Source organism: Actinomycetospora straminea (assembly GCF_028737255.1).
Taxonomy (GTDB): Bacteria; Actinomycetota; Actinomycetes; order Mycobacteriales; family Pseudonocardiaceae; genus Actinomycetospora; species Actinomycetospora straminea.
On record NZ_JAQZAN010000001.1, the window covers coordinates 150,599 to 168,170 of the forward strand.

Annotated in this window: 18 protein-coding genes; 12 read left to right on the top strand and 6 right to left on the bottom strand. The window is 77.1% G+C overall.

Going from position 1 to position 17,572, the window contains the following annotated elements; genetic code table 11:
* The first annotated feature begins 21 nt into the window (after window positions 1-21).
* From PH190_RS00765 to PH190_RS00790, 6 genes are all read left to right on the top strand, one after another.
* Complete coding sequence (locus PH190_RS00765) at window positions 22-1,032, top strand: hypothetical protein (protein ID WP_274229595.1); 1,011 nt, start codon at window positions 22-24, stop codon at window positions 1,030-1,032.
* Window positions 1,033-1,114: 82 nt separating this feature from the next.
* Window positions 1,115-1,648 (top strand): hypothetical protein, encoded by a 534-nt coding sequence (locus PH190_RS00770; protein WP_274229596.1) that lies wholly within the window; start codon window positions 1,115-1,117, stop codon window positions 1,646-1,648.
* Between the two features lie 39 nt (window positions 1,649-1,687).
* Window positions 1,688-1,885: a hypothetical protein gene (locus PH190_RS00775; RefSeq protein WP_274229597.1), complete on the top strand. Its 198-nt coding sequence runs from the start codon at window positions 1,688-1,690 to the stop codon at window positions 1,883-1,885.
* Window positions 1,886-1,975: 90 nt separating this feature from the next.
* A complete protein-coding gene (locus tag PH190_RS00780) occupies window positions 1,976-2,398 on the top strand; it encodes a hypothetical protein (protein WP_274229598.1) in 423 nt (140 codons plus the stop codon).
* Between the two features lie 330 nt (window positions 2,399-2,728).
* Entirely contained in the window at window positions 2,729-3,337 is a 609-nt protein-coding gene (locus PH190_RS00785; RefSeq protein ID WP_274229599.1) for a DUF4190 domain-containing protein, read from the top strand.
* A 29-nt stretch (window positions 3,338-3,366) separates the two neighbouring features.
* The gene (locus PH190_RS00790; protein ID WP_274229600.1) at window positions 3,367-3,951 is read left to right on the top strand and encodes an ASCH domain-containing protein; all 585 of its coding nucleotides are present in this window, start codon (window positions 3,367-3,369) and stop codon (window positions 3,949-3,951) included.
* 3 nt (window positions 3,952-3,954) lie between these two features.
* Here the strand turns inward: PH190_RS00790 and PH190_RS00795 are convergent, their stop codons facing one another.
* Complete coding sequence (locus tag PH190_RS00795; protein ID WP_274229601.1) at window positions 3,955-5,175, bottom strand: erythromycin esterase family protein; 1,221 nt, start codon at window positions 5,173-5,175, stop codon at window positions 3,955-3,957.
* 107 nt (window positions 5,176-5,282) lie between these two features.
* Here PH190_RS00795 and PH190_RS00800 point away from each other — a divergent pair, with 107 nt between their 5' ends.
* Window positions 5,283-6,482: an acyl-CoA dehydrogenase family protein gene (locus PH190_RS00800; RefSeq protein ID WP_274229602.1), complete on the top strand. Its 1,200-nt coding sequence runs from the start codon at window positions 5,283-5,285 to the stop codon at window positions 6,480-6,482.
* A complete protein-coding gene (locus PH190_RS00805; RefSeq protein WP_274229603.1) occupies window positions 6,479-7,591 on the top strand; it encodes an acyl-CoA dehydrogenase family protein in 1,113 nt (370 codons plus the stop codon). Before PH190_RS00800 ends, PH190_RS00805 begins: the two co-directional genes overlap by 4 nt.
* Here PH190_RS00805 and PH190_RS00810 read toward each other — a convergent pair.
* A complete protein-coding gene (locus PH190_RS00810; protein ID WP_274229604.1) occupies window positions 7,588-7,959 on the bottom strand; it encodes a tautomerase family protein in 372 nt (123 codons plus the stop codon). The genes PH190_RS00805 and PH190_RS00810 overlap by 4 nt on opposite strands.
* A gap of 117 nt (window positions 7,960-8,076) precedes the next feature.
* Here PH190_RS00810 and PH190_RS00815 point away from each other — a divergent pair, with 117 nt between their 5' ends.
* Window positions 8,077-10,266: an FUSC family protein gene (locus PH190_RS00815; protein ID WP_274229605.1), complete on the top strand. Its 2,190-nt coding sequence runs from the start codon at window positions 8,077-8,079 to the stop codon at window positions 10,264-10,266.
* A 3-nt stretch (window positions 10,267-10,269) separates the two neighbouring features.
* Here PH190_RS00815 and PH190_RS00820 read toward each other — a convergent pair whose 3' ends face one another.
* The gene (locus PH190_RS00820) at window positions 10,270-11,499 is read right to left on the bottom strand and encodes a hypothetical protein (protein ID WP_274229606.1); all 1,230 of its coding nucleotides are present in this window, start codon (window positions 11,497-11,499) and stop codon (window positions 10,270-10,272) included.
* Between the two features lie 297 nt (window positions 11,500-11,796).
* Window positions 11,797-13,230 carry an HNH endonuclease signature motif containing protein gene (locus tag PH190_RS00825; protein ID WP_274229607.1) on the bottom strand — a complete coding sequence of 478 codons (1,434 nt, stop codon included), beginning with the start codon at window positions 13,228-13,230 and terminating at the stop codon, window positions 11,797-11,799.
* A 134-nt stretch (window positions 13,231-13,364) separates the two neighbouring features.
* On the opposite strand from PH190_RS00825, the gene PH190_RS00830 reads away from it, so the two are divergent.
* Entirely contained in the window at window positions 13,365-13,580 is a 216-nt protein-coding gene (locus PH190_RS00830) for a dodecin family protein (protein ID WP_274229608.1), read from the top strand.
* 74 nt (window positions 13,581-13,654) lie between these two features.
* Here PH190_RS00830 and PH190_RS00835 read toward each other — a convergent pair whose 3' ends face one another.
* Window positions 13,655-14,968 carry an erythromycin esterase family protein gene (locus PH190_RS00835; protein ID WP_274229609.1) on the bottom strand — a complete coding sequence of 438 codons (1,314 nt, stop codon included), beginning with the start codon at window positions 14,966-14,968 and terminating at the stop codon, window positions 13,655-13,657.
* Window positions 14,969-15,142: 174 nt separating this feature from the next.
* On the opposite strand from PH190_RS00835, the gene PH190_RS00840 reads away from it, so the two are divergent.
* Both PH190_RS00840 and PH190_RS00845 read left to right on the top strand, forming a co-directional pair.
* On the top strand, window positions 15,143-15,382 hold the full coding sequence (locus PH190_RS00840; RefSeq protein WP_274229610.1) for a hypothetical protein: 240 nt from the start codon (window positions 15,143-15,145) through the stop codon (window positions 15,380-15,382).
* A gap of 103 nt (window positions 15,383-15,485) precedes the next feature.
* The gene (locus tag PH190_RS00845) at window positions 15,486-16,748 is read left to right on the top strand and encodes a glycoside hydrolase family 88 protein (protein ID WP_274229611.1); all 1,263 of its coding nucleotides are present in this window, start codon (window positions 15,486-15,488) and stop codon (window positions 16,746-16,748) included.
* A 25-nt stretch (window positions 16,749-16,773) separates the two neighbouring features.
* Here the strand turns inward: PH190_RS00845 and PH190_RS00850 are convergent, their stop codons facing one another.
* Window positions 16,774-17,559 carry an alpha/beta fold hydrolase gene (locus PH190_RS00850; RefSeq protein WP_274229612.1) on the bottom strand — a complete coding sequence of 262 codons (786 nt, stop codon included), beginning with the start codon at window positions 17,557-17,559 and terminating at the stop codon, window positions 16,774-16,776.
* Window positions 17,560-17,572: the final 13 nt, after the last annotated feature.

Below are 17,572 nucleotides of genomic sequence, written 5' to 3' on the forward strand. Positions count from 1 at the left end.
GGGTCGACCGGGACGGTGACGGTGACGAGAGGAGCGCCCGGCGGGGACCCCGCGCCGGGCGCCCCGGGAGAGCTGCTCTCGGGCGGGCACTACCGGCTCGGCGACGCGGTGACCGCCGCGGTCCGGGTCGCGCACGACGACTGGGAGGACCGCGCCGTCGTCGCGGTGGCGCTCGCCCCCGACGACGGTGACGGCCCGCCCGGGCCACGTTTCCTGACGCGCGTCGTCCGCGACGTCCGGCGCGGCGTCGAGCATCCCCACCCCGGTCTCGCCCCGGCGCGCGACGTCGCGGCCGGGCGCGGACGGGACCTGTGGCTCGTGCACGACCTCCCCGCCGACGTCCGCGGGCTCGCCGACGTCGGCCCGCTGCCCGCGTCGTGGGTGCTCGCGCTCGCGGTGGTGCTGGCCGGGGCGCTCGCGGCCGCCCACGCGGCGCGGCTGGCGCACGGCGGGATCGGCGCGGACGTCGTGCTGGTCGGCGCGGAGCCGTCGGCGGCCTGGCTGGTCGGCGCCCCGTCCGGGCGGCGACCCGGCGACCGCCCGCGGGCCGAGGACGACGACGCCCGCGCCCTCGCCGCCACCCTCGCCGCCGTCCCCATGGCGCCCGACCCCGGCGAGCACGAGGCCCCACCCGCTGGGGACCTCGCCGGGGACCTCGCCGGGGACCTGGCCGCGCTGCTCACGCGCGTCGCGCAGGAGCGCCCGGACACCCCGGGCGGGCTCGGGGCCGCGCTGCTCCGCGACCTGCAGACCCTCGCCGCCGCGGCAGACCCCGCTCCTGACCCCGCTCCTGACCCCGCTGATGACCCCGCTGACGACCACGGCACCGAGGACATCCACACCGACCTCGCCACACGGCCAACGGACGTCATCCCCACACCCGCCCCGGTCGTGCCCGCGGGCGCGGTCAGGGCGGCGGGGGACGCCACCGCCCCCGTCGGCCCGCCGGACCCGGACGCCTCCACGATCCACCTGTACGAACCCGTCCGCGTGACGCAGACTGCCCCGACCAGCGGTAACGCACCGACGTGATCGTCTCGATACTGCGGCCGAGACCGATCGAGGAGGGCCACATGATCTGCACCGGGCCGAGCACCGCGCGCGGGGCGGCGGCATGGCGGTGAGCGCGCCGGCCGCGTCGGCGGGTGCCGCGCGCGGTCCGTGGATCGCGAGCGCCGCGCTCGCCGTCGCCATCGTCGTGGCCGCGGCGCTGGCCGTGCTGACCCTCGTCACCGCGCCGAGCTCCGCCGGGACCTCCTCGGCGGCCGCGTCCGCGGTGCCCGCCCCCGCGCCGAGCGCCGCGGCGCCGGCGACCCCGCCCGCCCCCGCGGGCACCCCGGCCGTCACCGACACCGCCGGCCGCGCTCTGCCCGCAGCCGTCGCCACCGGCGTCCAGGGCCTCTACACCGCGCTCGGCACGGGCGACGTCGCCGGCGTCGAGTCCCGCTACCGGCCGTCGGCGGCCTTCGACGCGGCGCCGTGGTCGCGGGTGGCGCCGCTGCTCGCGCAGCCCGACAACCGCGAGGAGCTCCTCGCCGCCCTCCGCGAGCCGCCGCAGCGCCGGACGGGCGTCTACCGCTACGCGGCCGGTGGGGCCGTCGTCGGCGTCGACGCCCAGGGCAGCATGGCCTTCCTGCGGCTGCCCTGAGCGGGCGGGAGATCGCCGACGGCGTCGGGAGCACCCACGGTGCGCGCAGGGCGTTCGACCCCCCGCGCGCCCGGTCCGACGCCACCGGCGGCCCTCGAGATCCGCGCCGACGGGCACGACCCCGTCGCCTGGCTGCTCGACCTCGGCGCCCTCGCGGGCCTCACCGTGCTGTTCGCGCTGCTGACGGCCGTGCTGCTGCGCCGCGTCGAGCCAATCTGCGGGCGTCGGCGCCGCTGACCGGCCCTGCCAGGGTTTCCCCAGGAACATCGACGGGCGCCCCCACCGTCAGAGGGTCGACGCACCGATCACCTCGGCGAGGAGACCCCGATGAGCGACCCCGGCACCGACTCCCCCAGCACCGACACGCCCGGCACCGACACCTACACCTCCGGCGACGGCTCGACCTACGGCGCCGACGGCGGCCTCCTGTCCTTCCCGGCCGGCACGCCGAGCATGACCTCGTGGGACGGAGACCGCGACGGCTACTACGAGTCGACGGCCACCGACGCCGACGGCGACGGCTACGCCGATACCGCGTCCGCGGACGAGGACGGCGACGGGTACGACGAGTACGCGGTCTCGGACCACGACCGCGACGGCGTCATCGACGAGGTCGTGATCGACGCGAACGCCGACGGCTACGGCGACGCGGCCATCACCGACGGGGCGGCCTACGGCGAGGACGGCCCGGTCGCGGTGGCCGACACCGACGGCGACACCTACGCCGACCTCGTCGTCCCCGCCTCCTGACCCCCGCGCCCGCCGTCCCCTCTCCGGAGGCACCGACCCCGGCGACCCGTGTCCTCGGGACACGGGTCGTCGTACGTCGGCGGCCGGTAACCGGCGACTCCCCGGCCATGCGAGGAGCAGCGCGCCCGCCGACCCGTGTCCTCGGGACACGGGTCGCCGACACCGGCGCCCGCCCGGGCATCGACAGCTCGCCCCGGCTCCCACTTCCGACGGCAGCGCGCCCGCCGAGCCGTGTCCTCGGGACACGCCTCCCGCGCCGCGACCGGCCGTTCCACCCGACCGCTCACGACGATCGGACCATCACGGCTGCGCGCCACTACGATCCGGAACGTGAGCTCGCCGTGGGAACCGCCGCGCGACGGCCGGGACGGGGCCGAGACCCCGGCGCCGTCCGCTCCCGAGACGCGCGACCCGTCGCCGCGGGAGCCACACCCCGAGCCGTACTCCTCCGGGGCCTACGAGCCCGGCCCGTACACGCTCGAGCCCTACTCGGATCCCTACGCCGCCGACCGCGCCGCCGGCTACGACCCCTACGGCCAGGTCCCGCATCCGTACGGCCAGCAGTACGGCCAGCAGTACGGCCAGCAGTACGGCCACACCCCGTACGGCCAGAACCCCTACGCACAGCCCTCCGCGTCGACCCCCTACCCGTCCGCGCCCTACGGCGCCGGCCCCTACGGGTCGTCCTACCCGAGCACCCCGCCGACGTCGGGGCTCGCGGTGGCGGCGCTGGTGTGCGGCATCCTCGGCTTCTTCACCGCCGGGCTCGCGTCGATCGCCGCGGTGATCTGCGGGCACCTGGCCTGGCGCGACACCGGTAGCGGCCGGTACGCGGGCCACGGCATGACGATCGCCGGCCTGGTCCTCGGCTACCTCCCGATCATCGGGTGGATCGCGTTCTGGCTCTTCTTCGTGGTGGTCGGGCTCGGCGCGGTCTGACGCGCGAGCCGGCCTGGCAACCTCCACCCGTGCTGTTCGCCCTGCGGTTCGCCGAGCCGGTCGCGCGCGGCGAGGTCGACCTGACGTTCCGGCGGTGGCGGCGCGCCCAGGTCCGCCCCGGGCGGCCCTACCGGACGCCGATCGGGCGGTTGCAGGTCGACGAGGTGGACGTCGTGCGCCCCGAGGACCTCGGCCCGGACGACGCCCGGCGCGCCGGGTTCGACTCCGTCGACGCCCTGCTCGCGGCGGCCGCGAAGCAGGCGGCGCCGGACGCCGAGCTCTACCGCGTGCGCTTCCACCCGCTCGACGAGCCCGACCCGCGCAGCGAGCTCGCCGCCACCGTCCCCGACACCGACGACCTCGCCGCCGTCGCCGGGCGCCTCGACGCGATGGACGCGCGCAGCGGGCACGGGCCCTGGGCGTGGGCGACGCTCGCGGCGATCGCCGAGCGCCCCGGCGTGCGCGCTCCCGACCTCGCCGCGTCGTTCGGCCGCGAGACCGCGCCGTTCAAGGCCGACGTGCGCAAGCTCAAGGCGCTGGGCCTGACGCACTCGCTGCCGGTCGGCTACGAGCTCTCCCCGCGCGGCCGCGCGGTGCTCGCCGCCCGGGGCTGACCGCTACAGCGCCCGGGCCGGGTGCACCGCGCGCACCACCGCGACCCCGTCCAGCTCGGTCCCGGGCACGCACGGCACCGTCGCGCGGGCCGGCGCCGCCGCCGACACCTCGTCACCGACCGAGCGCCGCACGGTCGCCTCGCCGGCCCACGCGGTGACGGCGGGCGGGACGGCGGGGTCGCGCAGGTCGAGCACCGCGTCCCGGGGCAGCGCGTCCAGCAGCACCCCTTCGAGCGAGGACGCGGGCACCTCGCCGAGGCGGTGGGTCGCCGGGGTGCGGGTAGGACCGAAGAGCCGCCGGCGCCGGGTCGCGCGCACCGTCCCCGTGCCCGCCGAGAGCACCAGCGTGCGGTAGCCGTCGCCGAGGCGCTCGCGCAGGTGCGCGCCGAGGGTCTGCTCGCGGACGACGACGTGGTCGGCGTGGGCCCAGAGGACGAGGCGGTCACCCTGGTCCTGGGAGTCGAGGGCGTCGAGCACCGCGTCCGCCATGAGCCGCGCGGCGACGGCCTCGGCGCGCTCCGGCGGGGTCGCGGCGAGCTCCGCGGCGCGCGCGAGGAACCCGGCGTGGCGCACGGCCTCGGCGTGCCGGGTGGGCGAGGTGGCCGCGACCAGCGCGGGCACGTCGCGCGCGAGCCGCTCGCGCACCTGCTCCACCGCCGCGCGCGTGCCCTCGCCGTCGCCGTAGCCGAGCGCGAGGTCGGCGAGCCCGTCGGCCACCGGCGGCAGCGCGTCCGGCGCGGCGGCGCGCAGGAAGGCACCGACGACGCGGACGGCGGGCGCGGGGCGGCGCGGGTCGATGCCGACGACGCGCACCCCGCCCCGGCTCGCGAGCGCCCGCACCACGTCGAGCACCTCGCGGGTGTGCCAGCTCCACGAGCCGAGGCCCTGGAGCGCCTCGCCGAACCCGCCGGCGTTCCCGGTGCCCTGGCGGACGTGGTCGTCGAGCACCGTCGTGCCCGACTCCGCGGCCTGGAGCGCGAGAGTCCCGACGCCGGCTCCGGCGTCCGCGACCAGCTCCTCGACGCACCGCCCGGCCAGCGCCGCGAGCTCGCGCGTCCCGCCGACCGCCGGCCCGAGCGCCACCACCCGCGCCCCGCGCGCGGCGCGCACCCACGCGGCCAGGCCCTCCTCGGTGGGCTCCCCGTCGGGCAGGTCGTCGGGCACCCCCAGCGGCCGGGCGTGGGCCGCGAGGGCGCGGGACAGCTCGGTCGGGGGTGCGCTCACGCCGAGCACCCTGGCAGGCGGCGATCACGCCGGGAGCGGTAGGTCCTCCTCGGGTCGCCGCCCGTCGGGGCTCGACAGCCGCGGGGCGACCGACGGAAGGTGCAGGGGTGACGACCACGGACAGCCCGCCCGACGCCGCAGCACTGGCGCGGCGCGTCGAGGAGTTCCTCGCCGAGCACGACCCCGCGAGCAGCGACCCCGCCGAGTTCCTCCGCGAGCGCTTCGCCGCCGGCCTCGCCTGGGTGCACTACCCCGCGGGTCTCGGCGGCCTCGGCGCCGAGAACGGCCTGCAGACCGCCGTCGACGCCGCGTTCGCCCGCGCCGGCGCCCCCGAGAACCGCCCGCGCCTCAACGTCATCGGCCTCGGCATGGCGGCGCCGACCATCCTGCGCTTCGGCGACGACGACCAGAAGCAGCGCTGGCTGCCCTCGCTGTGGACCGGCGAGGACATCTGGTGCCAGCTCTTCAGCGAGCCCGGCGCGGGGTCCGACCTCGCGGGCGTCGGCACCAGCGCCGTGTGGGACACCGACGCCTGGGTGCTCAACGGGCAGAAGGTGTGGACCTCCATGGCCCACCACGCCCGCTGGGGCATCATCCTCGCCCGCACCGACCCCGAGGCCGTCAAGCACCGCGGCCTGTCCTACTTCGTCGTCGACATGACCGCGCCCGGTGTCGAGGTCCGGGGGCTCCGGCAGATCACCGGCGAGGCCGAGTTCAACGAGGTCTTCCTGACCGACGTCCGCGTCCCCGACGACCAGCGCCTCGGCGAGGTCGGCCAGGGTTGGGCGGTCGCGCAGTACACGCTGATGAACGAGCGCGTCGCCATCGGCGGCGGGACGCTGCCCCGCGAGAGCGGCGCCGTCGGGACCCTCGCGACCCGCTGGCGCGAGCACCCCGAGGCCCGCACCCCCGGACTGCACGACCGGATGCTGCGCCTGTGGGTGCAGACCGAGGCGGCGCGCCTGACCGCCGAGCGCCTCGGCCAGCAGCAGGCCGCCGGCCAGCCCGGCCCCGAGGGCTCCGGCGTGAAGATCACCTACGCGCGCCTCAACCAGGAGTGCTCGAGTCTCGAGCTGGAGCTGCAGGGCGAGGACGGCCTGCGCTACCGCGACTACACCGAGCGCCGCCCCGAGGTCGAGGACTACGGCAGCCGCGACGCCGGCTGGCGCTACCTGCGCTTCCGCGCCAACTCGATCGAGGGCGGCACGTCCGAGATCCTCCGCAACGTCGTCGCCGAGCGCGTGCTCGGCCTGCCCGCCGAGGCCCGCGCCGACAAGGACGTGCCGTGGAAGGACCTGCCCCGATGAGCACCACCGCGACCACGCCGGGCACCCCCGAGACCGGCGACCTCCTCTACTCCGACGTCGAGGAGGACCTGCGCGCCAGCGTGCGCGCGCTCGTCGACAAGCAGGCGCCGTGGGACGCGGTGCTGCGCCGCACCGACACCGAGGACCCGGTGGACACCGACCTCTGGAAGCGGCTCACCCAGGAGATCGGCGTGGCCGGCCTCGCGGTGCCCGAGGAGCGCGGCGGCGCGGGCGCGTCGTGGCGCGAGGTCGCGGTCGTCGCCGAGGAGCTCGGCCGGGCCGTCGCGCCCGTCCCGTTCCTCGGCACCGTCGTGGCCACCGCGCTGCTGCTCGGCACCGGTGAGGACGACCTGCTCGCGGCCGTCGCGGGCGGCGAGCGCACCGCCGCGCTCGCGGTCGGCGCGACCCGCGGCGCGGGGCGGCCGGTGCCGGTGACCGTCGAGCGGCAGGGCGGGGGCGACCTGCTGGCGGGCACCGTCACCGCGGTGATCGACGCCGTGACCGCCGACGTGCTGCTGGTGCCGGTCTCCGCCACCGAGATCGCGGTCGTCGAGGCCGACGGCGACGGCGTCACGCGCACGACCGCGGAGTCGCTGGACATGACGCGCCGGCTCACCGACGTGGTGTTCGACGGGGCGCCGGCGCGGGTCGTCACCGCCGATCTCGACCACGCTCTGCGGGTCGGGGCGGCGATCCTCGCCTCCGAGCAGCTCGGGCTCGCCGAGCGCTGCCTCGCCGACACCGTGGAGTACCTGCGCACGCGCCACCAGTTCGGCCGCCAGCTCGCGTCGTACCAGGCGCTCAAGCACCGGCTCGCCGACCTGTGGGTGGCGATCACCCAGGCCCGCGCCACCGCTCGCTACGCGGCCCGGTGCGCGGCGGACGACTCGCCGGACCTGCCGATCGCGGCGGCCGTCGCGGCGGCCCACGGCGCCGAGGTCGCGCTGCTCGCGGCCGAGGACGGGCTGCAGCTGCACGGCGGGATCGGGTTCACGTGGGAGCACCCGGCGCACCTGTTCCTCAAGCGCGCCCGCGCCGACGCCCTGGTCCTGGGCTCGGCCGACCACCACCGCACCGTGCTGGCCGACCTCGTGGACCTGCCCGCCTAGACCCGGGTGTGCGGTGTGCCGGCCTCGACGACCCCCTCGGGGGCCAGCTCCGAGAGGTACACCCACACCAGCTCCGCGGCCACGTCGGTCGCGGACACCACGGCGTCCCGCGCGGCGCCGGCGAGGGCGCGCATCGTCGCCTCGTCGGCGCCGGCGGGCACGTGGCCGCGCACGAACACCGAGCCCGTCGGGGCCAGGCGGCCGCCGATGAAGTGGTCCCGGCCCTGGACGTCCTCGATGAGGATCTGGACGAGGCCGGGCGAGGTGCCGGTGGTGTCGGCGTGGGCGGTGGTGAGGTTCTCGGCGAGACGTGCTCGACGTCCGGGCCCGAGGGTCTCGGTGCGGGCGCGGACGAGGTAGGTCGGCACGTGGGGGCTCCCGGGGTCGGCGGCGACGCGAGAAGCTTGGTCAACCGAGCCGCCACCGTCCAGAGCCCGGACCCTCGGGACTGTCCCGCAGCGGCCGGCGACGGGCAGACTGCAGCGATGGCCGGTCGGCGGGGTCTGCGGTGGCTCGTGCGCCGCGACCCGGGGCTCACGGCGACCCGGCGCGCGCTGCGGGTCGCCGCCGTCGCCACGGTCGCGTTCACGGTGTGCCGCTACGGCCTCGACAGCACGACGGCCGCGATCTACGCGGCCTTCGGGGCGATCGGGTTCGGGGTCCTCTCGCAGGTCGTCGGCACCCCGCGCCAGCGCACCCGCACCCTCGCCGTGAGCTTCGTCGCCGGCACCGTGCTGCTCGTCGTCGGGACGCTGCTCGCCGGCAGCACGATCGCGGCGTCGGTCGGGATGCTCGTCGTCGGGATCGTCGTCGCGTTGCTGCCGATCGGCGGCGCGCGGCCCGCGGGCGTCGCCAACGGCCTGCAGCTGCTCTACATCCTGCCCTCGTTCCCGCCCTTCGCCCCGGAGACGCTGCCCGAGCGCGTGCTCGGCCTCGCGCTGGGCATGGGGCTGCTCGCGCTCGCCGACCGCGTGCTGTGGCCGCCCCGGCCGATCGAGAGCTACGCGTGCCGCGCGGCCGGCGCGGCGCGGGCGCTCGCCGACCTGCTCGACGCGCTCGCCACCGGGTCACCCGACCTCCCGGCCCGCCGCGCCGCCTCCGCGCACGCCGTCGGCCGGCTGAAGTTCCTCGCGACCCCGTGGGAGGAGCGCCCCACCGGTCCGGGCGCGAAGGACCGCGGCCTCGGGCACCTCGGCGCCGCGCTCCGGGCCGCGCAGGGCCGCGCCGAGGCGCTGCTCGCCGCCGACGCCCGCAGCGGCGTGCCCGAAGAGGCCGCCCGCCCGCTGGCGGCCACCGCGACGGCGCTGCGCCACACCGCGATCGCCCTGCGCGGGGCGGGTCCGCTGCCCGACCCCGCGGCGATCGACGCCGCCCGGGCCGACTACACCGCGCGCCGCCTCACCGTCGTCGCGACCCTCCTCGACGGCGACGAGGCCGTGGTGCACGCGCGCGCGGCGGTGGCGGTCGGCCAGGTGCTCACGGCCGCGCACGTCGCCGTGCAGGCCGCCGCGGTGGTCGTCGACCCGCGGGGCCGGACGCGGGCGCCCGACGACCTCGCGTGGTGGACGGGCGCCGCGGTCACGCAGCTGTGGGCGCGCCGGATCGGGGTGCACCTCTCCGTGCGCTCGGTGTACCTGCAGAACGCCGTGCGGCTCGGGATCGGCCTCGCGATCGCCCGGCTCGTCGCCGGGGGGCTCGACCTCTCCCACGGCCTGTGGGTGCTGCTCGCGACGCTCACGCTCATGCGCACGTCGGTGACGTCGACGCGCGCGACGCTGCTGCCCGCGATCGTCGGGACCGCGGCCGGGGCGGTGGTGGCCGCCGTGCTGCTCGAGGTGGTCGGGACGCAGGCGGCGGTGTACGCGGTGCTGTTCCCGCTCCTGTGCGTCGCCGCGGTCCTCGCCGGCCAGCTCGTCGGGATGATCGCGGCGCAGGCGTGCTTCACCGTGCTCGTCGCCGTGCTGTTCGCCCAGCTCGCACCCGCGGGCCCGTCACTGGCGGGCGTGCGCCTGCTCGACGTCGCGGTCGGCGCGACGGTCGGCATCGCCGTCGGCGCCGCGGTGTGGCCCGCCGGCGGGCACGGGCAGGTCCGCCGGGACGCGGCCCGCTCGCTGCACGCCCTGTCGGCGCTGATCACCGCGATGGTGCGGTGGACGACCGGCACCGGCTCGCGCGCGGACCTCCTCGCGTGCCTGCGCGCCGGCGACCGCGAGCTGCTGTTCCTCGAGGCCGACTTCCTGCAGTACCGCGCCGAACGCCGCCGGCGCCACGAGGACGACGTCGACTGGTTCACCGTCCTCGGCGTCGCCCACCGCACCATCCGCACCGTGCGCTCGGCGCTCGACGAGGACCCCGACGAGCGCTCCGTGCCGTGGCCCGATCTCCTCACGCATCTCGAACGCGACGCGACCGCCCTCGCCGAGGGTTACGCCGCGGTCGGGCGCGCGGTGGCCGAGGGTCGGCCGCCGTCGGTGGTGCTCACGGTCCCCGCCGACTTCCTCGACCGCGCCCTGCACGCCATCGCCGACGCGCCCGGGCGCCGCGAGCACCCGCGCGAGACGCTGCTGCTCGTCGACGCCTGGGGCCGGCTCGGGTGGTCGGCCGACGACCTCGCGGCGCTCGGGGTCGTGCTCGCCCCGGTCCCCGTCGCGGGCCGCCGGCCGCTCCCCGCGTGAGGATCAGGCGGCCCGGTCGGTCTGCTCGGCGGCCCGCTCTACGGCGCGTCCGTCCTGCTCGGCGGCCTGTTCCCCCTCGGCGGCCCGGTCGTCCTCGGCGTCGAGGCGGGCCCGGCGCTGCTGCTCACGGGTGCTGTACGCCGCGGCGCGGACGTCCTCGGGCGCGGTGAGCCCCGACCCGACGGCGCCGGCGACGATGCCCATCGACGTCGCCATCGACGCGACCGCGAGGTACGCCGCGGGTCCGGCGGGGTGGCCGAGGGTCGCGGCGAGCGTGTCCGGCGGGATGACGACCACCGCCGCCGTCCCCGCGAGCGCCAGCAGCAGCGCGTAGCAGCACACGACGCCGAGCACGATCGTCGACGTGGTCGCGGCGTTGTACAGGTGCACCTCGGCCCGCAGCCGCCGCGACCGCGCGCGCTCCCACAGGTGGTTGTCGGCGATCAGCCAGGTGCTCATCGCGGCGACGGCGAGCACCGCGATGAGTGCCAGGCGCCACGGCCCCGCGTCGTCGGCGAGGCTCCAGATGTTCGAGTAGAAGATGCCGAACGCGGCACCGGCGGCCGCCGCGGCGAGGGCGGTCGAGAGGCTGGGCACGAGGCGCCACGGCCGGTTGCTGCGGACCATGCCCGCGAGCAGCCGCATCCGCCCGCGCGTGCCGTGCAGCGCGAGGTGGCTGTCGATGCCCTCGTGCTCCGAGGCGATCCGGCAGATCGGCGGGCCGAACAGGCCGCGACGGGTCGACCCGGACGCCGGCGGCGCGGCGGGGTCGGCGAGGCCGTGCTCGAGCAGGTCCAGCACCGCGGCGCGCAGCCGCCGGCGCAGCGCGACCGCGCCGAGCGCGGGCACCGACACCAGGCCGACCCCGTCGTCGGACCCGAAGTCGGAGACGAGCGGCTCGGTGCCGGCCCGCCGCGGCAGGTCGGTGACGATGACGACGACGTCCCAGCCGTGACGGCGCTGCTGCTCGCAGCCCAGCCGCAGCATCGGCAGGAGGCCCTCGGCGTCGAGGCCGACCGGGCCCTCGGCGGTCTCGACGCGCCACGTGCGGCCGGGCAGGCGGTCGGCGAGCAGGGCCGGGAGGTCGCCCGCGACCTGCTCGGCGAGCTTCGTCGGCAGGCCGGGGTCGGCGAGCAGGCCGACGGTGCGGACGGGGGTGGTGCTGTCGGGGGTGGGGGTGTGGGGGCTGGTCGTGTCGGGGGTCTCGTCGTGGCGAGGCACCGTGGAGGTCACTGGCGTCTCCTGGCGCGGAGCGGGGGAGAGCGCACGCACGGACGCGGAGCAGCCGTGTCCTCGGGACACGGTGGGAAGCCTCGGCCGTCGTCGCGTTCTCGGGGGTGATGACGTCGCCACCATCTCGACGGGCCGAGGGAAGCAGAGCTTCCGATCTCACTCACCGCGTGCCCGCCACGGACGGCGCTCAATCTTCTGCGTCGGGGCCGCCCGGCGACCGTGCTCGACGGCACACCGCGCGCGGTGGCACGGGCCGGGCGGGTGCGTGTCGGCCGGTGCCCCGACGGGCGAGGGCCGTCAGAGGGGCACGCGGGGTCGGCCGCCGGGGCGTGGTCGCCGGTCGGGGTCGATGACGTCGGGCGGGGTGAACCACGGGGTGCCGTCGCGGATCGCGACGGTCCAGCGGCCGCGATGGACCAGCTGGTGGTGGTAGCGGCAGAGCAGCACCATGTTGTCCAGGGCCGTGTCGCCGCCTTCGATCCAGTGGTGGACGTGGTGGGCGTGGCAGCGCCGCGGGCGTCGCGTGCAGCCCGGGAAGGCGCAGCCGCCGTCGCGCAGCTCCAGCGCGCGGCGGAGGGCGTCGGGCGCGGTGCGGGCGGCCCGCCCGACGTCGAGGGGCTCCGATCTGGTGCCCAGCACCATCGGCACGACCTCGGCGTCGCACGCCCACCGGCGCGCCGTCCCCGGGGCGACCCGCGCGCCGGAGTCCAGCGTGCCGTACCCGCCGCCCGCGCCGAGGGCTGCACACAGCCACCGGTGGTCCATCGTGATCGTCACCAGCGCCCGCCCCGGCCGCGCCACGCCACCGCGCTCACCCCTGCCGGGCGATCGTTCGGCGTTCGCGGGCCGGCGCGGCGCGGGGATCAGCGCGGCCTGCGGCTCGTCGCCGTCGCCGTCGCCGACCCCGTCGCCCGCGGCGTCGGCGGCACCGCCCTCGGCCGTCTCTGTGTCCTCGGTGGCCGTGTCCGCGGGGTCACCTACGCCGTCACCGAGGGCGTCGGCGACGACACCGCGCGGGCCGCGGGCGTCGGCCACGAGGTCCTTGAGCCCATCGGCCCGGCGCACGGCGAGCTCGCGCTCGTCGTCGGGGCCGCACGGCTCGGCCAGCCCGTCGATCACCTCGACGAACGCCTCTCCGTCCGCGGGGTCGGACAGCCGCCCCCGGAACACGACCGCGCCGTCCCGGCGGCGCACGATCAACAGCTCGTCGTCCCGGCCCAGACCCTCCTCCGGCGGCTCCTCGCCGTCGGGGTCCAGGTGGGCCAGCAGCTGGTCGGCGACCGCCTGCAACCCCCTCGGCCCCAGCTCGGTCGCCCTCGCCGCGAGCGTCTGCTCGGCCTCGGCCCACCGCGACGGCGGCAGGTGGCCGACGCGGTCGAGCCGCGGCATGGTCGCCCGGATGATCGCGATGTGCGCCGGCCCGATCTCGCCCGACGCCGCCACCCTCGCCGTGCACGGCAACCGCGGCGGCAGCTCCTCGCCCAGCAGGGAGGCCCGCGGACACAGGTCGCGGGCCTCGCGCACGAGCCGCTTCGCCTCCGCCGGGGACACGCGCCACAGCTCCTGCACCAGGCGATCCGTCCCGCGGTCGCCGGTCTCGACCGCGGCGTCGAGGCGCTCCAGCTCGGCCACCCGCTCCAGGCGCTCGTGGTAGCCCCGTCGGTGGGCGATCTCCTCGACGCGGGTGCACTCCAGCGCCTCCCGCGTCGTCGGACCCACCGATTCGCTCATGTGTTCGACCGTAGACCCGACCCCCGACACCGCCGCCCACAACGCTGAGACGCCCTCAGCGAGCAGGTGTGAGCGGGGCCACTCGGCGGGCACCCCGCCCCTGTCCCCGAGAAGCGACCGAGGAGGGTCTCTTCATGGCCGACAGCGTCTACCGGGTCACCGAGGTCATCGGCACGAGCACCGAGTCCTGGGAGAAGGCGGCGCAGAACGCGATCGCCACCGCCGCGGAGTCCGTGCGCGACCTGCGCATCGCCGAGATCAAGAAATCCGATCTCGTCGTCGAGAACGGGCAGGTCTCGGCCTACCGCGTGCGGATGGACCTCTCGTTCAAGTACGACTCCACCGCCTGACCCCGAGCGCACCGACGGCCCGCCGACCGCCCGGTCGGCGGGCCGTCGTGTGCCCGTCATGTGGCCGGTGCGGGTCAGAGCGACGTCCCCTGCTCGGGCAGGCAGATCACCGCGTCGTAGCCGGCGGCCACGTCCACGGCGGTGTGGGTCGTGGCGTGCCGGATCGAGGCCGGACCCGTGTCGCCGCGCGCCGCCCGCAGGTCGAGCAGCACCGGCTCCGCGCCGAGGCCCGCGTCGAGCACCGCCCGCTCGACGCTGTCGGGCGCGGGGTCGGGCAGCGGGCCGGTGGACAGGGCGATGCCGTGGCGGGCGGAGTCGTCGAGCGCCAGCCCCGTGGTGGTGCCGGCGAGCGCGGTGATGCCGAGGACGGCGTAGTCGTCGCCGAGCTCCGCGGCCAGGAACGTCCCGGCCGACGGCGCGGCCACCCCGGGCAGGAACGCGAACGGGACGCGCTGGGCGTGCCCGTTGTGCAGGAGCAGGACGATCCGACGGTCGGGGTGCTCGGCGAGCAGGAGCCGCACCGTCTCGGCCATGTGGACGTCGCGCGACGACACCACCCGCGCCGGCGGGTCCCCGGCGAAGAGCACCGCGAACTCGCGCAGCTGCTCGTCGAGCCGCAACGCCCCGCGGACGAGGTGTCGGGCCACGTCGTGCCCCTCCCCCAGCGCCTCGACGCGCAGCAGCAGCCGGGCCAGGGCCGTCGTCGCGGCGTCCTGCGTGGCGGCGTCCAGCGCGGACCAGCGACCGGGCGCGACGCCGTTGTTGGCCGCCGCGTACGGCGCGGTCGCCGCGAGGGCGCGGTCGACGGCCTCCGTCAGCCAGGCCGCCGGCCCAGCCGCCAGCCCTGCCGCCAGCTCGGCCGTCTGTCCGGCCGCCGGCCCGGCGGCCGGCTCGGCCGCCGGTCCGAACGCCACCTCGGCCGTCACCCCCGACGCCAGCTCGGCCGGCAGCTCCGCCCGCAACCGCCGCAGCGCCGGCGCCGGCGACCCGCCCGACCCCGGCACGTCGAGCCCCGCGAACCGCACCACGCCACCCGCCGCGCGGTGCTCGCGCAGCCCCGCGACCAGCGCCGCCGTCTCCGGGTGGTCCCCCGCGCGGAACGTGAAACCGTCCCGCGCGACGTCCTCCCACGACGCGTCCCCGCCCTGCACCCACGCGTCCACCAGCGCGCCCTCGGCGAACCCCGACTCCAGCGCCACGACCCCGAACCCCCGCTCGCGCACGAGGAACCGCACGAGCTGCTCGCGCAGCACCCCGAACTGGCGGATGCCGTGGTTGTTCTCCCCGAGCGCGGCGACCCGGGCGTCGCCCACCACCGCGTCGACGGCCACGTGGAGAGCCGCGGGATCGGCGACCGTTCGGCACTGGACGGACGGGGGCAGGGTCACGGCCGCATCGTCGACCCGGACGGCGGTGTCGTCGAGCGGGTTCCGGCCACCCGGACGTCCAGCTTTCAACCGAACGGGTGGTGTGGTGCACAACCGATAACGAGCGGGCCCTCCGCCGCGACGACGAGGCAGAACGTTCCATCGGGGGAGCGTCGGGGATCGTCGGGGGATGACATGGGTGTTCTGGCTGCCGTGGGCGCGATCGGTGTCGGTGCGGGCGCGTGGATGGTGACGCCGCTGGTGAGCATGGCCCGTCGGGGCACGCTCGAGCAGCAGGCCGCCGCCGCGATGCGCGAGGAGGCGCAGCGCGTGGCGTCGGTGCAGCGTGCCCGTCGCCGCGCGGCGCTCGTCGCGACGATCCCGACCCAGCGCACCGCCGCCCCGGTCACCCGCCGCTCGCCGATCGCGAGCTGAGCGCCCGGCGCACGGCCGCCGGTCCGTTGCTCCGGGCCTGTTAGCGTCCGGCGCCCGACCGGCCCCTCCACCGTTCCGCCGGTCGGCGACCGGGGGGTCCGCCATGGCTGCACGACACCGGCTGCGCGTGCTGGTCCTCGTCCTCGCCGCGGCGGTGGTCGCGGGGTGCGGATCGGCACCCGCGCCCGCCGCACCGGCGCCGACACAGCCGCCGGCCGGGCCGGACGCGCAGGCCCGCGGCGGACCCGTCGCGGCGGACGGCTCGGTGCTCGCCTTCGCGGACGCCCAGCTCGCCGCGACCGCCGACACGCTCGCGCCGCCGGCCTACCCGGTCCGTACGAACCCGGACGGGTCGTGGCTGACCAAGGCCGCGAAGGACTGGACCTCGGGCTTCCTGCCGGCGGCACTCTGGCGCGTCTTCGAGCGCACCCGGGACCCGGCGTGGCGCGTGCGCGCCGAGCGCTGGCAGGAGCCGCTGACGCCGGAGACCGCGCACGACGACACCGACCTCGGCTTCAAGATGTTCATGACGTTCGCGGTCGACCACCAGCTCACCGGCGACGAGGCGGCCAAGCAGACCGCGCTCGCGGCCGCCGACACGCTGGCGGCCCGGTTCGACCCGACCGTCGGCATGATCCGGGTGTGGGACAAGCGTGACGACCAGGAGAAGTACCAGGTCAACATCGACGCGATGATGAACCTCGAGCTCCTGTACTGGGCCGCGCAGAACGGCCGCCCGCAGTACGCCGACATCGCGAACCGGCACGCGGACCGCACGATGCGCGACCTCGTGCGGCCCGACGGCAGCACCTCGATGTTCGGCGGTTACGACCAGCGCACCGGCGCGCTCCTGCGCACGTACACCGAGCAGGGTGCCCGCGACGACTCGACGTGGGCGCGCGGGCAGGCGTGGGCGGCGTACGGGTTCGCCATGGCCCACCGGTACACGCAGGACCCGCGCTACCTGGAGACCGCGCACCGCACCGCCGACTGGTTCCTCGACCACCTGCCGCCCGACCGCGTGCCGTACTGGGACTTCGACGTCCCGCAGGCCCCGCCCGAGCCGCGCGACACCTCGGCCGCCGCGATCACCGCCGGCGCACTGCTCGCGATGAACGAGCTGGACACCGACCCGGCGCAGAAGAACGCCGACGTGGACGGGGCGCGCGGCATGCTCGCGTCGCTGTCCTCGCCGGCCTACCTCGCCCGGGGCACCCCGTTCCGCTCGGTCCTGCTGCACGGCACGCAGAACGTGCCCGAGGGCCAGGCCGACACCGGGATCATGTTCGGCGACTACTACTTCGTCGAGGCACTGAACCGCTGGGAGCGCCAGGTCGGGCCGTCGACGCAGCTCACGGGGGGCTGACTACCCCGCGCCCGTGCCCGCGACGTCACCCCCGGCCGGCGATCGCCGGTTCCGGCAGCCGGGCCCAGAACTCCGTGAGGGCCCGCGCGACCGGCGCCGGCGTCTCCTCCGGCCACCAGTGGCCCACGCCCTCGAGGTGCACCATCGTCGCGCCCGCCTCGCGCGCCGCCCACTCGTGCTGGGCCACCGTCCCGCTGGCCCGCCCGACGTCGTCCACGGCGATGATCGCGAGCCCCGGACGTCGTGCGGCACCCGGGAGGAGCCGTCCCGCCTCGGCCATCGCCGGCTGGCGTGCGGACCGCAGGAGCCGGAGGACGGCGCGGCCCATCTCGGGGTCCATGCCGGCCGCGACCCGCTCGGCCATGCGACCGGTCATGCCGAGACCCGCCGTCACCGCGAGTCGCGCCTCCAGGTCGCCGCCCCAGATCTCCTGCACCGACGCCTCCCCCGGGCCCTCCTGCTGCCAGACCTGGGCCCGCGGGTGCCACTGGTAGTCGGGGGCGAACACGCCGAGGGCGTCGGAGGCCCAGCTGCGGACGAGGTCCGGACGGCTCGTGGCCAGCGCCGCGACGTGGATGCCGCCCCAGTCGTGGCCGACCAGGTCGACCGGGTCCCGGAACAGCTCGAGCTGCGACGCCAGCCAGTCGCGGTAGGCCGTGGCCGACGGATCGAAACCGCGGGGCACCGGGACCCCGAACCCGGGCGGGGACAGGACGACCGCGTCGGCCCGGTCGAGCTCCCCGATGAGCGGTCCCCAGACGGCCGCGGACTCGGGGTTGCCGTGGACGAGTACGAGTGGAGTGCAGGGCACGGAGCCACCTCTC